The organism is Arthrobacter sp. B2060 (assembly GCF_059090445.1).
Genome location: NZ_JBNHFR010000002.1, coordinates 196,847 through 211,622 on the forward strand (window position 1 = coordinate 196,847; position 14,776 = coordinate 211,622).

Annotated in this window: 8 protein-coding genes; all 8 read left to right on the forward strand. The window is 68.1% G+C overall.

Annotated features, from left to right (window positions below):
- The first annotated feature begins 46 nt into the window (after positions 1–46).
- Positions 47–1,408: a DUF58 domain-containing protein gene (locus AC5RUM_RS05680; RefSeq protein ID WP_494034034.1), complete on the forward strand. Its 1,362-nt coding sequence runs from the start codon at positions 47–49 to the stop codon at positions 1,406–1,408.
- A complete protein-coding gene (locus AC5RUM_RS05685; protein ID WP_494034035.1) occupies positions 1,405–3,924 on the forward strand; it encodes a transglutaminase TgpA family protein in 2,520 nt (839 codons plus the stop codon). Before AC5RUM_RS05680 ends, AC5RUM_RS05685 begins: the two co-directional genes overlap by 4 nt.
- Before the next feature lie 187 nt (positions 3,925–4,111).
- The gene (locus AC5RUM_RS05690; protein WP_494034036.1) at positions 4,112–5,221 is read left to right on the forward strand and encodes an RDD family protein; all 1,110 of its coding nucleotides are present in this window, start codon (positions 4,112–4,114) and stop codon (positions 5,219–5,221) included.
- Complete coding sequence (locus AC5RUM_RS05695; protein ID WP_494034037.1) at positions 5,218–6,087, forward strand: PP2C family protein-serine/threonine phosphatase; 870 nt, start codon at positions 5,218–5,220, stop codon at positions 6,085–6,087. The genes AC5RUM_RS05690 and AC5RUM_RS05695 overlap by 4 nt, the downstream gene beginning before the upstream one ends.
- Positions 6,084–7,934 (forward strand): FHA domain-containing protein, encoded by a 1,851-nt coding sequence (locus tag AC5RUM_RS05700; protein WP_494034038.1) that lies wholly within the window; start codon positions 6,084–6,086, stop codon positions 7,932–7,934. The genes AC5RUM_RS05695 and AC5RUM_RS05700 overlap by 4 nt, the downstream gene beginning before the upstream one ends.
- Entirely contained in the window at positions 7,931–9,541 is a 1,611-nt protein-coding gene (locus AC5RUM_RS05705) for a serine/threonine-protein kinase (protein WP_494034039.1), read from the forward strand. The genes AC5RUM_RS05700 and AC5RUM_RS05705 overlap by 4 nt, the downstream gene beginning before the upstream one ends.
- 72 nt (positions 9,542–9,613) lie before the next feature.
- Complete coding sequence (locus AC5RUM_RS05710; protein WP_494034040.1) at positions 9,614–10,318, forward strand: FHA domain-containing protein; 705 nt, start codon at positions 9,614–9,616, stop codon at positions 10,316–10,318.
- Positions 10,315–14,775, forward strand: a complete 4,461-nt coding sequence (locus AC5RUM_RS05715; protein ID WP_494034041.1) for a type VII secretion EssC family protein — start codon at positions 10,315–10,317, stop codon at positions 14,773–14,775. The genes AC5RUM_RS05710 and AC5RUM_RS05715 overlap by 4 nt, the downstream gene beginning before the upstream one ends.
- The last annotated feature ends 1 nt before the right edge of the window (position 14,776 follow it).

Sequence of the window (14,776 nt, forward strand, 5' to 3'; positions counted from 1 at the left end):
TCGGCCCGGAATTTACGTTTCCAGCGCTAACAAAAAGGTTCCATACATGTCCACCGGCTCTCCCTTCACCCGGCTTGCTGGCCGCCTTCGCCGGCAATTTTCCGCGGACGGGCCCTTCCGCAACCGCGGACTCCCCACCGGCAGGAACGTGCGGCTCCGCCCGTCGGCGGTATGGACCGAGGCCGCCAACACCGCCGGGCAGGCCATTGCTCCGGCCTGGGACGCCGTCCGCGGCCGCTGGTCACGACACGTCCAGCCTGTGCTGGGCGTGGTGAGCGTCCTGGGCTGGTCCGTCCTGGTGGCGGCCGTGGTGCTGTGGGCAGCCGGGGAAGCCTACGGCTGGCAGGAGGCCAAAGCCGCTGCCCTCGCAGCGCTGGTGCTGTTCCTCATCGCCGTCGGCTTTATCCTCGGCCGATCCTCCTACGGCGTCCTGCTGGACCTGGCCCGGACCCGGGTTGCGGTGGGGGACGACACGGTGGGCAGCATCGCGGTGTCCAACACCTCGGCGCGTCCGCTGCTGCCCGCGGACCTTGAACTGCCCGTGGGGGCTTCCACGGCTGTCTTCCACCTGCCGCGCATGAGACCGCAGCAGGTGCATGAGGACCTCTTCACCATTCCCACCGCACGCCGTGCGGTGATCGTCGTCGGACCTGTGCGTTCCGTCCGGGCCGATCCGCTGCACCTCCTGCGCCGCCAGGTGCTCTGGACGAAGGCCCAGGACCTTTACGTCCACCCGAAGACGGTGGCACTGGCAGGATCCGCCGCCGGCTTTATCCGTGACCTCGAGGGCATGCCCACCACCGACCTCTCCAGTGCAGACGTCTCATTCCACGCGCTGCGTGACTATGTGCCGGGCGATGACCGGCGCCATATCCACTGGAAGACCACGGCCCGGACCAACAAGCTCATGGTGCGCCAGTTCGAAGAGACCCGCCGCGCCCACCTCGCCATATCGCTGTCCGTCAACACCGATGAGTACGGGTCCGAGCACGAATTCGAAATGGCCATCTCCGCCGCCGCCTCCATCGGACGCCAGGCCATCCGTGAACAGCGCGAGCTGGACGTCCTCACCCAATCGGGGCCGCTGCGCTGCGAGACCGGCCGCACCATGCTGGACGGCATGACCCGGATCACCGGCACCCCTCTGCGGAAGACCGCCGTCGACCTCGCCCGGACGCTGGCCGACACCGTCCCCAACGCCTCGGTGGTCTTCTTCGTGGTGGGCAGCCAGGTGACGCCCACCCAGCTGCGCTCAGCAGGTGCTTCCGTGGCACCGGGGGTCCGCAGCCTCGCAGTCCGGGTCGATGCCGGTGCTGCACCTGCCCGCGCGAACATCGGAGACCTCACAGTGCTCACCCTCGGTGAACTCTCCGACCTTCCCGCTGTCCTCCGAAAGGCAGCCGCATGAGCCAGGCAACAGGTCTCCGCCCGCGCCGGCAGGCTCCGCCGCCGTCGGCCTTCACCAGCGGCCAGCCGCCGTGGCACTTTGTGCTCGACGCCGGAGCGCTCACCGTGCTGCTGGGGCTGGGGGTCCTGGGCTTCAGCCTCAGCTTCGGCGGCGACCCGTACTACCTGGCCGCCGGGTTGGGAGGAATCCTCCTGGGCCTGGCCATTGCCGCGTGCAACGCGCACTTCCGACTGGGGCTCCTGATCACCACCGCCCTGGCGCTCGGGGCATATCTGGTCCTCGGCACCGCGCTCGCCGTGCCAGGCGCGGCCATCGCCGGGGTGATCCCGAGCCTTGAGTCGTTGCGTACGCTCCTGCTCGGCGTCGTGTTCGCATGGAAGGACATGCTCACCGTCGGGGTTCCCGTGGGCACCGCCGGGGGAGTGCTCATCGTCCCCTTCCTCAGCTCGCTCATCGCCGCACTCATTGGCGGAATCCTGACATGGCGGACCAGGAGCCCCTACTGGCCGTTGCTGCCTGTACTGGCTCTGTTCGTCACCGGCATCGCCTTCAGCACGAACGCGGGGTTCCTGACGGTGGAGCGGGGCGTTGGCCTGACCGTGGTGGGCATCGCGTGGGCGACCTTCCGCCGGGACTGCCTGCGGCGAAGCAACACCCTGAAGGTTTCCGTCAACCGTCCACAGCACGACGCCGACACCGCCCGCCGCGCCAGAATGCGGCGGCTGGCCGCCGCGGCCGCGGTCATCGCCGTCACCGTCGGTATCACGGCCGCCATCTCGCCCCTGATCTCCGCGGGGGACGAGCGGCGGGTATTGCGCAACGTCGTCGTGCCGCCGTTCGACCCCAAGGACTACGTCACGCCCCTGGCAAGCTTCCGCAACTTCGTCAAGGACAAGAAGGATGACGCGCTGTTTGCGGTCAAGGGCCTTCCCAAGGACGCACGCGTGCGGCTCGGGGCGCTGGATGCCTTCAACGGGACGAACTACACCATGGATCCAAACGGGTCCGGCAACTTCAGCAAGGTGGGTGACGCCAAATCCATCAACACGCTGGCGGATTCCGCCGGACGGGTCCCGACGAACGAATACACCCTGGACATCACGGTCGAGGACTACCAGGGCTACTTCGTTCCCGGCGGCAGGAAGACCACCGGCCTCAGCTTCACGCCCGGTTCCTCCACGCCGGCCTCGGGACTGTACTTCAACTCCGGAACGGACACGGCCGTCACCACGCACGGCCTGTCCAGGGGTGACTCGTACAGCGTCCAGGTCTCGGAGCCGGTGAAGCTCGAACACGGGCAGCTGACACAATACGACTTTGCCAAGATGACTCTCCCGGACGTCGCGGACATCCCGCCCGTTGTCGGTGCGCAAGCCAACGACCTGACGGCGGACGCCCCCACCGCCGTGGACCAGGTGCGGCAAATCGAAGCCCATTTCCAAAAGAAGGGCGCCTTCAGCAACGGGCTCATCGCCGACGGCCAGCTGCCGAGCGTGTCCGGCCACAGTGCTGCCCGCATCCGCGACATGCTGACAGCCAAGCAGATGCTCGGCGACGACGAACAGTACGCCGTGGCCATGTCCCTTATGCTGCGCCATCTGGGCATCCCATCGAGAGTGGTCATGGGCTTCTATCCCGATCCGAAGAGCCCCGAAAACGGCGCCGGGGAAATAAAGATCCTGGGCAAGGACGTCCACGCGTGGGTCGAGGTGGCCTTCGACCGTGTCGGCTGGGTGGCCTTCGACCCGACCCCGCCCAAGGACAACGTTCCCATTCCGCCGGATCCCGAAAACAAGTCGAAGCCCAAGCCGCAGGTGCTGCAGCCCCCGCCCCCGCCGCAGGAGCCCGCGGACCTTCCGCCGGACTCGTCTCCGGACGCGCTGGACGCCGATGAGAAGAAGAACAACCCGTGGCTGTTCTGGGGTCCCATCCTCAGCGCCGTCGGCATCGCCATGATCCCGCTCGGAATCCTGGCGCTGCCGCTGCTGCTCATCGCGCTCCTGAAGTCGCGGCGGCGCAAGTCCCGTTTCACGGAAGGACACCCCGCGCAGCGCGTGGGCGGCGGATGGAACGAGGTCCTCAGCCTCGCAACCGACATGGGTGCGGCCGTCGACAGCCGCGCCACCCGGAGGGAATCGGCCGCCGTCGTCGCGAGGGCTTTTCCCGCCACGGGTACTGCCACCACACTGCTGGCCCACAGGGCGGATGCCTCCATTTTCGGAGCCGGCCAGCCCAGTGAAGAAGAGGTCCGGGAGTACTGGACCATTGTGGACGGTTCGCTCAATGAAATGACGGCGACGGTCGGCTTCTGGCGGCGCCAGCAGGCGCGGTTCTCGCCGCGGTCGCTGCTGGCCGACGCCCGCGCCGCGCTCAGCCGCCGAAGCGCCCCAGGGGCCGGCCTCGTCCGGGGGCTGCGCCTGCCTGTGACGCTGCGCCGGAGCGCACCCAAGGATGGGAGCGCACTAAAGGATGGGACCGCACCCAAGGATGGCGAGGGCCGGGCCGATCATGACTGACCCGAAGACTGGCGGCATGAAGCCCGCGCAGACGAGGCCCTGCAGCCACTGCGGACAGCCGCTCCGTGCCGGGGCGAGCTACTGTGGCGCCTGCGGGGCGGCAACGCAGCCCGTAAGGATTCCCGGTAGCATCAACCCCAGCGGGCAGGGGGAGCGGCAGGGGGAGCTGCAGGGGGAAGGAACGGACATGGGAACGAAACTGGAACTGGTCCCGGCGGCACCCGGAAAGCGCCTCGGCGCCGCGGTGCTTGACTGGCTTGCACCGGCCGTGGTCCTCGTGGTCCTTTTTTCCCTCGGCTTCGCCAGCGTGACAAGTTCCCGCAGCGGCGGATTCATCGTCTACGACACCGGAACGCTGGCCCTGCTGGGAGGCATCGCGGTGGGCCTGACCCTCATCTATATTGCTGTCCTCGCCGGCGTTGAGGGCCGTTCCGGCAGCACCATTGGCAGCCGGGCCATGGGTATCCGCACTACAGACAAGGACGGATACGCCCCGGGGACGGGCGCCGTCATCCTGCGCGGAGCCGTCACCGGCTCCGGTGTGCTGCTGGCCGTTGCGGCCGCCGTCGTCGTGGTGATTTTCAAGTGGTTCGATGCCGCCCCGTTGATCCTCGGCCCGCTCGCCCTGGCGGGAGCCGCATGGGCCGTCCTGGTCGTCGTCTCCAACTCCTGGGACAGGGACGGCGGGCTCCAGGGTTGGCAGGACCGGGCGGCCAAAACCCTCGTGTTTGACGTAAATGCCGGACGCAACCCAGTGACGACTGGCGGCATCCAGGGGCCGTACAGCTTCGCCCCGCTGGACCTCCCTCCTGTCCAGCAGGTCACTTCACCCGTGGCCGTGGCGGCCGGCGCCGCACACCGGCCCTGGCCCGGCCAGCCGGACTCCGGCCCGGGGGATGCCGGCCACCCTGACGATGCCCTCGACAGCACGCAGTTGCGCGGTTCCCGGCAGGAGGCACCGCCTGTGGCGGTACTTCGGATAAGGCTCGACGACGGCCGCGACTTCCGGTTGGAGCGCAGCGTGCTGATTGGGCGCAATCCCGCCGCCGGTGCCGGAGAGTCCCAGGCGCAGCTGCTGGCCGTCCCGGATCCAGGACGGACCATTTCGAAGACGCATCTGCACCTGCTCACCGACGGCGCCGGTGTATGGGTCACCGACCGCAACTCGACCAACGGCAGCGCTATCACCACACCGGACGGCGTACGCACCGCGCTAGTGCCCGGCGTCCCATCATTTGTCAGCCCCGGAACCACCGTTCATTTCGGGGACCGCACCTTCAACGTAGGACAGGCATGAACTCACAGCAGGCGGCCCGCACCGAATCGGCCGGCAGCAAGCCAGGCCTCCACCTGAGCTACGGCTACGGAACGGACCGCGGCCTTCGCCGCGAGCTCAACGAGGACTCCTTCATTGCGTCCGACCCTGTATTCGCCGTCGCGGACGGAATGGGAGGCCATGAGGCCGGCGAAGTCGCCAGCGGCATGTGCGTTCGTGCCCTGGCAACACTTCCGCAGCTGGCCACCGGAGAGCGGACAGCCACCGCCTCGGTGGTGCAGCAGTACCTGGCCATCGCGGACGACTCCATCCGCACCGCCACAGGATCCCGGGCGGGCACCACGCTGACCGGCGTGGTGGTGGTGGAACAGATGGGCATCCCGTACTGGCTTGTCATGAACATCGGTGACTCCCGTACATACCGGCTGAGCCAAGGCAGGCTCGAGCAGGTTAGCGTGGACCACTCGGAAGTACAGGAGATGGTGGACACCGGAGAAATCACCGCGGAACAGGCCACCGTCCATCCCCGCCGCCACGTCGTCACCCGGGCGTTGGGCACGGGCGACGAGACGGAAGCTGACTACTGGCTCCTTCCCATCGAGGAGGGCGACCGCATCATGGTCTGCTCCGACGGCCTCAACGGCGAACTCACGGACGACCAGATGTTTGAGATCCTCACCATGTTTCCGGACCCCCAGGAAGCCGTGGACCAGCTGATCCAGGCTGCGCTGAGGAGCGGCGGCCGCGACAACGTCACGGTGATTGTCGTCGATGCCCGGAATGTCCTGAACGAGGACGGCGTCTCCACCACCGCACCGAGGACCGCGGCCGAAGCGGAGGACGAGGACACGCTGCCGCGCAACCCGGGAAACGGGGAAAGTGAATGACCGCAGCTAGCTACGCTCCAGGCAGCTGGTTCGGGATCCTCCGGTCGGGGACGGCAGTCATTTTGGGCCCGGAGTCGGAACCTGCCCTCGTCCGGAAGGTCTGGGACCTGCTGCAAGGCCAGCCGGAGGTACACGAGGTATTGCACGCTGTGACGGGTGGTCTGGGGGTGCCGCTGTCCCGCTGTCCCCAGTTCGGCATCATCGGCTTCCGCGAGTCACTGCGGGTCTTCCTCCGCGGTGACCTCGATCTGACGGTTCACCTTGAGAGCGGCACCGTGGCGCTCGACGGCCGAAATGTCACCACGTGGACGGAGCGGTGGCTGGACTCTCCGGAGTGGTTTACTCTGACCATTCCCGGCGCGTCAGGCGGTCAGGCTGTCCTGCCGTCATCCACGGCCCCTGAGCTGCCCGCACTCGAACTGCCAGTTGGAGAGGGCGTGTTCCTTCTCCAAGCCCTGCGGCTGGCTATGGCCGGGGACGGAACAGGAGCCGGAGCCGGAGCCGGTGGCGGAGCCGCGGCAGTGACGTTGGCGGCGGTGGAAGCCTCGTCGGAAACCATGGCGGCACTGCCGGTGGCAACCGTCGAAGCGGCCGCGGGCCCGGAACCGGCCGTGGCCGGTGAGGCGGTGTCTGATGAGACCGAGCAAGAGTCTGGTGAGGCGGTGTTCGAACAGGCAGAGTCTGATGAGACGGTGTCTGATGAGACTGTATTCGATCAGACGCGCGTGGATGCTGTGGTGCCGGACGAGCCGCAGCCGGACGAGCTGGCGTTGGAAGAAGACGGCAGTTCCGGTGAGGTGCTGCCGCCGGCCAGCGAACTCACCAGTTCATATGACCATCTGTGGGACAAGACCGTGGTGCGCAGCATCGAGGGCGCGGCTGTGCGCACCGGTGAAGACTCCGATGAAGACCTTCCGGAGGCTGCAGCCGCATCACCTGGTGCTCCTGACATTCCGGATGCCGCTGAGGCTCCGGATGCAGGTGCCTCGGAAACCGGGACGGTAGAAATCCACGCGGAAGAAATCCCGTCAGCGGAAACTCAGTCACAGGAAAGCCTGTCACCGAACCAGTCGCCCAGTACCGGATATGCGGAGACGGGCCCGGCGGCAGGCGCAGCGGCGGGAGGGCTGATCGATTCCGTGCCGTGGGCCACCCGCAGTGACAGCGGGCAGCGTCCTCCTGCGCCGCCGTCGTTCTCCCCAATGTTCGCCCGCCCGGAAACGGCCGCGGACAAGCTGCAGCCCGAACAGGTCCATCCGGAGGCGCCGGCAGCATCCGGCGACGGCGACCACGACGGCCAGACGGTTCTCAAGAGTGAGCTCAGGGCTGCGCCGGCCCAGCCACAAACTGCGTCGGGAGCAGCGCCGGGCGGCGGTCCGCTAGGCGCCGGTCCGCTGGTTCTGGCCAGGGTGTGCGCGGCAGGTCACGCGAACCCTCCCACCAACGGGCAGTGTTCCACGTGCGGTGTGCCGCTTCCCGACGTCGCTGTGCAGGTGCCACGTCCCCGGTTGGGGCAGGTGCGGCTCTCCACCGGTGAAGTGATCGGACTCGATGAGTCACTTGTCATTGGCCGGCAGCCGTCCGTTTCCAGGGTGCAGGGCGGTGCCATGCCGCGGCTGGTCCAGGTGGCCAGCCCCGGCGGCGACATCTCACGGTCCCACATCGAGGTCCGGCTCGAGGGCTGGCATGTGATGCTGTGCGACCTCAAGGCGACTAACGGCACTGTGCTGGTCCGCGAGGGCCAGCCGCCGCGCCGCCTGGCCCAGAATGAAATGGCGATCGTCCTGGACGGGGACATCGCAGAACTTGGCGACGACGTCTCGTTGCGTTTTGAGGAGATTCTTTGAGTTCCAAGCGGCCGCCAGCCCCGCCGCCCCACATTCCCGGTTTCACGTACGTCAGCCTGCTCGGTTCGGGCGGGTTCTCCGACGTCTACCTTTATGAACAGGACCGTCCACGCCGCAAGGTGGCGGTGAAGGTCCTGCTGTCCGGCCTCAAGACGGAGGGCGCCCGGCGCAGGTTCGAGTCCGAGGCCAACCTCATGGCCCAGCTGTCCTCGCACCCTTTCATCGTGACCATCTTCGAAGCCGAGGTCACCGGGGACGGGCACTCCTACCTCGCCATGGAATACTGCTCGCGGCCCAGCCTGGACGTCCGGTACCGGCGGCAGCGCTTCAGCGTCGACGAGGTCCTGGCCATCGGCATCCAGGTGGCCTCCGCCGTGGAGACCGCCCACCGGGCCGGCATTGCGCACCGCGACATCAAGCCCGCCAACATCCTGGTCACCGACTACAACCGTCCTGCACTGACGGACTTCGGCATCTCCGGCACGCTCGGCGGCGACGCGGACGACGACGCGGGGATGTCCATTCCGTGGTCCCCGCCCGAACAGTTCCGCGACGGAAACGTCGACGGCGTCCTGGTGGATGTGTGGGCGCTCGGCGCCACCCTCTACACGCTGCTGGCCGGACGGTCCCCGTTTGTCCTGCCCGGCGCTGACAACTCCCAGCGCGAACTGATCTCGCGGATCACCAGCATGCCCGTGCCGCGCCTTGGCAGGGCCGACGTGCCCGAATCACTTGAGCTCGCACTGGCAACGGCTATGGCAAAATCAGCGACGTCCCGCTATTCGTCGGCCCACGCCTTCGCCCTCGCGCTGCAGCGCATCCAGGCGGAGCTGAACCTCTCGGTAACACCGTTCGAAGTCCTGGAGGAGCGGCACCCGGAGGACGACCATTCCGACGACGGCGTGGAGGAGACCAGGGTCCGGAACGTTGCCTCCATCGACCCCGAGAAAACCGGGAGCGGCCCGACTTTTCCGTCGCGGACCTGGCCGCTGACCGGCGTCACTCCGCTGAATGGTGTGCCGCAGGGGCAGCAGGCGGCGGCTCCGGCACCACAGGCGGTCCCACAGACCGCGGCGTTTCCGCCTGCGGAACCGGACCAGGGCGACTGGGCGGGGGCCACTGTCCTCCGGAGCAGCCGGACCGGGCAGGCAGAAGGACCGGAAAACCCGGAACCCTCAGAGGACCACGGGAAACGGAACCTCTGGCTGGCCATCGCCGGCGGAACGCTCCTGGTGCTGGCCATTGTGGTGGGCATTATTGTCGCGTCAGCCGCGCCGCCGCCCCAGGCCCTGCCGAGTGAGCAGCCCAGCAAGCCGCCGGCCGACGCCCTGGACGACGGCTCCGTGCCGGACGTCGCCAAGCTCACGGGCAGCGCCAGAGCCGGCGGCAAGGTGCGGTTCACCTGGACCAATCCGCAGCCGAAACAGGGTGACATGTACAAGTGGCGGATCAAGACCGTCAAAGGCGGCGGGAACTACCTGTCAACCGCCGCGCGGAGCGTCGACGTCAGCGCCAATCCCGGTGAACCCACATGCGTGCAGGTGATCATCGTGCGCAATGACGGCTCGGCATCGCCCGCGGGCGAGGACTCCATTGCGTGCGTCTGACGCCGGGCCCCGGACTACCACAGCCCCCGAACAGCTAATGGGCCCGAACAGCTAATGAGGAGACACGGAAAAATGGGAGATCTTGCGGTAGATTTCTGCGGCGAGTGGTACGAGCCATCGGACGACGACGTCTTCAGCATCGGCCGTGAAGGGGACCTGGAGGTGGACGACAACCCATACCTCCACCGCCGCTTCCTCGAGATTGCCAGGTACGACGGCATCTGGTGGCTCAGCAACGTCGGGAGCATGCTCTCGGCCACGGTGGCCGACGCCTCCGGCGGCATGCAGGCCTGGCTGTCGCCGGGTGCCCGGCTGCCCCTGGTCTTCAGCCACACCAACATCATCTTTACGGCCGGCCCCACCACCTACGAATTCAGCGTCCACGTGAAAACGCCCGCGTTCCGGCAGGAAACCCGCGGGGACGACACGGCCGGCGACACGACCATCGGCCCGGTGGTGTTCACCGACTCCCAGAAGGCACTCATCGTCGCGCTCGCCGAGCCCATGCTGCGCAGGGAAGGCACCGGATTCAGCGCCATACCGTCGTCCGCGGCCGCCGCAAAGACCCTCGGCTGGGCACTTACCCGGTTCAACCGGAAGCTGGACAACGTGTGCGACAAGCTGGACCGCGTCGGCGTGGCCGGCCTCAGGGGAGGGGGCGGCAAACTGGCCACCAACCGGCGGGCCCGCCTTGTGGAGCACGCCGTTACCTCGCACCTGGTGACCCCCGATGACCTGTACCTGATTGAAAAGATGAGAGGGGTCGACGAAGGATGAAAATCCGCCTGACGCTGCGCCGTGATCCCGCCGAAGCCAAAGACCTCGCCGTCACGGTGGATGGTCTGGCCACGGTGGCCGACATCGCGCGGGAACTCTGGACCGCCGATCCGGGGCGGCGGAACGACCCGGCCCCGCCGAACCTCTCCCTCCGCATCGACGAGGCGTTCGTGGCCGGCGGCATGCGCGGCCTGGTGCTCAACCGCGGGGACCACCTGCTGGAATCGGGACTGCGGCCCGGATCGGTGGTGTCCCTGACGCAGGTCAGCGACCAGTTCGGCATCCCGGGGGCCGGCGGCCAGGGGGCGGGCCGCGGCCCCGCCGCCGCCACCCTCCGCGTACTGTCAGGGCCCGACGTCGGGCGCGAGTTTTCGTTGCCGTCGGGCGCCAGCTACATCGGCCGGGACCGGGACGCCGATATCCGGCTCACGGACCCTCTCACCTCGAAGCGGCACGCACGCATCAGCGTGGGCGAGAGCGTCGAGATCGTCGACACGAATTCTGCCAACGGACTGCAGATGGGCGGGCTGCCCATCACCCGGGCCACGCTCAGCTCCTCGGACACGGTGACGCTCGGGGACACAGAGATCACGGTGGTGCCGCTGGCCCGCAGCGGCGCGGCAGCACCGACGTCGCCCCTGGTTGATTTCAACCGTTCGCCGCGGGTGGTGCCCCGGTTCGCACCCGCGCGGCGGATCCCGCCGGCCGGACCAAAACGCCCGGATCACCACGCGTTCCCCTACATCATGCTGATTGCCCCGCTGATGATGGGGGCCGTCCTGTTCGCCGTGACGCAGAGCCTGCTCTCGATGCTCTTCGTGCTGATGATGCCGCTGTTCGTCGTCGGGCACTACGTGGACCAGAAACTGCAGAGTAAGCGGGAACGAAAGGAACAGCTCAAGGAGTACCGGGAGTCCATGGCCGCGTTCCGGCAGGAGCTCACCGCCCTGCAGCAGGTGGAACGGGCTGTCCGGCTGCAGGAGGCTCCGTCGGTCAGCGACACCGTGGACTCCATCTACAAACTCGGCCCGCTGCTCTGGACCCACCGTCCTGAGCACCCGGGCTTCCTCGGCCTTCGCTTCGGGCTGGGGACGGCGCCGTCGCGGATCCCGCTCGAAGAACCGAACACCGCGGAGACCGAGGCCGGGTTCCGGCTCGAAATCCAGGAATGCCTCCAGCAGTTCCGGGAGATCGAGGGCGTGCCCGTAGTGTCGCAGCTGCGCTCCTCCGGTGCGTTCGGCCTGGCCGGGCCCCGGGGACTGGTGGACGATGTGGCACGCGGCATGGTGCTGCAGCTGGTGGGCCTCCATTCGCCCGCCGAGGTCGCAGTGGCGGCCATCACCTCCACCCGTTCCCGGGAACGCTGGAACTGGCTGCAGTGGCTTCCGCACGTTGGCTCGAGCCACAGCCCGCTCCCCGGCGACCATCTGGCCACGGGCTCGGCCAGCGGGGCGAGCCTGCTGGCACGCCTCGAGGATCTGGTGGAATCCCGCGAAGCCGCGCTGCAGTCGCACGGCCCCGCACTCCGGCCGGGCGTCCACGGCGACGACGGCGATGTTCCCGCCCCGGTGCTGCCCTCTGTCCTGGTCATCATCGAGGACGACGCCCCCGTGGACCGTGGACGGCTGACCCGCCTGGTGGAGCGCGGGCCCGACGCGGGTGTGCACGTTCTGTGGGTTGCCACCGGCGTGGAGGCGATTCCCGCCGCATGCCGCGACTTCATGGAGGTCGACGGCGAACACGGCACCACCACCGGGCAGGTGAGGCTGGGGCGCCATACCTACCCCGTCAGCTGCGAGAGCCTCGATGCCGACCTCGCCGCCCAGCTGGCCCGCATGCTTTCGCCGGTCGTCGACGCCGGGAAACCCTTGGAGGACGACTCCAACCTGCCTCGGGCCGTGTCCTACGCGGCGCTGATCGGCAAGGACTTCCTGGATAATCCCGACGCGGTGGTTGAACGCTGGCAGGAGAACAACTCCGTCCGGTCCACCGCCGTCGCGAACCGCAAGGACAACGGCTCGTTGCGCGCCCTCGTGGGCTCCAAGGGCGTCGAGCCGCTGTACCTGGACCTCAAGAACGAAGGCCCGCACGCGCTGGTGGGCGGCACTACCGGTGCCGGCAAGTCCGAGTTCCTGCAGTCCTGGGTACTGGGCATGGCCACGGCGTACAGCCCCGACCGGGTCAGTTTCCTGTTCGTGGACTACAAGGGCGGCGCCGCCTTTGCTGACTGCCTGCACCTGCCGCACACCGTGGGCCTGGTCACCGACCTTTCCCCGCACCTGGTGCGGCGGGCGCTGACGTCCCTCCGGGCTGAACTCCACTACCGCGAACGCCTGCTGAACCGAAAAAAGGCCAAGGACCTGCTGGCCCTGCAGCGCGACGCCGATCCGGACGCGCCGCCGTACCTGGTGATTGTGGTGGACGAGTTCGCTGCCCTGGCCACCGAGGTGCCGGAGTTCGTGGACGGAGTTGTTGACGTCGCCGCCAGGGGCCGGTCGCTCGGACTGCATCTGATCCTCGCGACCCAGCGCCCGGCCGGTGTCATCAAGGAGAGCCTGCGCGCCAACACCAACCTCCGGGTGGCGCTGCGCATGGCCGATGAGGACGATGCCACGGACATCCTGGGCGTACCGGACGCCGCCTACTTCGATCCCTCCATTCCGGGGCGCGGCGCGGCGAAGACAGGTCCGGGCCGGATCCAGGGTTTCCAGACCGGCTATGCCGGCGGCTGGACCACGGAACGTCCCCAGCGTCCGCAGATCGACATTGTGGAGATGGCCTTTGGCTCCGGCCCCGCCTGGGAAACCCCGGCGCCGGAGACAGCCCTCAGGGAAGAACCCGCAGGGCCCAACGACATCGCGCGGATGACGGCCAACGTCATCCGCGCCGCGGACATGCTGGCCATCGAACCGCCACGCAAGCCGTGGCTGAACGAACTGGCCATGACCTACGACTTCTCCCTGCTGCCCAACCCGCGCACCGACGAGCGGCTCCTGCTGGGCGTCGCCGACGATCCTGCCCGCCAGGATCAGCCCACGGTCTTCTACGAGCCGGACCGGGACGGCAACATGGCCATTTACGGTACGGGCGGCTCGGGCAAGTCCGCGGCCCTGCGGGGCATCGCCATCGCGGCCGCGGTGACGCCGCGCGGCGGCCCCGTGCACGTGTACGGCATCGACAGCGGTTCCGCGGGCCTGACGATGCTCGAGGAACTCCCTCACGTGGGCGAGATCATCGACGGCGATGACGCCGAGCGGGTAGGCCGTCTCCTGCGCTGGCTCCGCGACCTCGCCGAGGACCGTGCCTCCCGCTTCGCCGAGGTCCGGGCATCCACCATCGTGGAATACAGGAAGCTGGCCGGCATGCCGGATGAGAAGCGCATCTTCGTGCTCGTGGACGGCATGTCCGCATTCCGGGAAGCCTACGAGTACACGCGGCTGTCCGGGCTGTGGGACATCTTCCTGCAGCTGGCCACCGACGGCCGTCCCCTGGGCATCCATCTCGTTGTTGCCGGTGACCGGCCCAACTCGGTCCCGCCGTCGTTGCTTGCCTCCATCCAGCGGCGGCTGGTGCTGCGGCTGTCCTCAGAGGACGACTACATGAGCATGGACGTCCCGAAGGACGTCCTCGGCAAGGCCTCGCCGCCCGGTCGCGGCCTCCTCGGCAACCACGAAGTGCAGCTGGCCGTTCTGGGCGGCAACTCCAACCTGGCCCTGCAGGCCCGCGAGGTCCACAAGCTCAGCGAGGCCATGCTTCGCCAGGGCGTGGAGCCGGCCCCGCGGATCGAACGGCTGCCGGAGCAGGTGGACCTGGATATCCTGCCCGCCGGGCGGGCGGACCAGCCCGTGGTCGGCGTCGACGACGAGACGCTTCAGCCCGCAGTCCTCCTGGCCAAGGGCCCGCTGCTGCTTGCCGGGCCGCCGGGCTCCGGGCGGACCGTGGCGCTCGTGACGCTGGCCTATGCGCTGCGGCGTTCAAACCCCGACACCGAGCTCGTGTACATCGCCTCGCGTAGATCCGCCGTGGCATCACTGCCCGTCTGGAACCGTTCGATGGTGGGGGCCGACGACGTCGAGGAGGCGGTCGAGGCACTGACCGACCATTCCTCGGCCAACCCGGGGAAGCTGGCCATCTTCATCGAGGGGCTTACGGAGTTCACGGGCACCCTCGCCGAATCGGGCGTGGAGCGGCTCGTCACGGCTTCGATCAAGGCCGACCAGTGGGTGGTGGGTGAATCCGAGACCTCCACCTGGTCCTCGGCATGGTCGCTGGCCCAGCCCTTCAAGTCCGGACGGCGCGGCCTCCTGATTAACCCGGGTGACATTGACGGCGACAGCCTGCTCAACACATCGCTCGGGCGGGTCAGCTCTGACTTCATTCCCGGCAGGGGCTACATCGTGGGCAGGGGCAAGGTGCGCAAGCTTCAGATCGCACTGCCACCGGAAAACCGGCAGTGAG

What these genes read in the sequence shown, in the direction of transcription:
- AC5RUM_RS05715 (WP_494034041.1), top strand. Translation starts at nt 10,315, where the DNA reads ATGAAAATCCGCCTGACGCTGCGCCGTGATCCCGCCGAAGCCAAAGAC.
- AC5RUM_RS05685 (WP_494034035.1), top strand. Translation starts at nt 1,405, where the DNA reads ATGAGCCAGGCAACAGGTCTCCGCCCGCGCCGGCAGGCTCCGCCGCCG.
- AC5RUM_RS05695 (WP_494034037.1), top strand. Translation starts at nt 5,218, where the DNA reads ATGAACTCACAGCAGGCGGCCCGCACCGAATCGGCCGGCAGCAAGCCA.
- AC5RUM_RS05710 (WP_494034040.1), top strand. Translation starts at nt 9,614, where the DNA reads ATGGGAGATCTTGCGGTAGATTTCTGCGGCGAGTGGTACGAGCCATCG.
- AC5RUM_RS05700 (WP_494034038.1), top strand. Translation starts at nt 6,084, where the DNA reads ATGACCGCAGCTAGCTACGCTCCAGGCAGCTGGTTCGGGATCCTCCGG.
- AC5RUM_RS05690 (WP_494034036.1), top strand. Translation starts at nt 4,112, where the DNA reads ATGGGAACGAAACTGGAACTGGTCCCGGCGGCACCCGGAAAGCGCCTC.
- AC5RUM_RS05680 (WP_494034034.1), top strand. Translation starts at nt 47, where the DNA reads ATGTCCACCGGCTCTCCCTTCACCCGGCTTGCTGGCCGCCTTCGCCGG.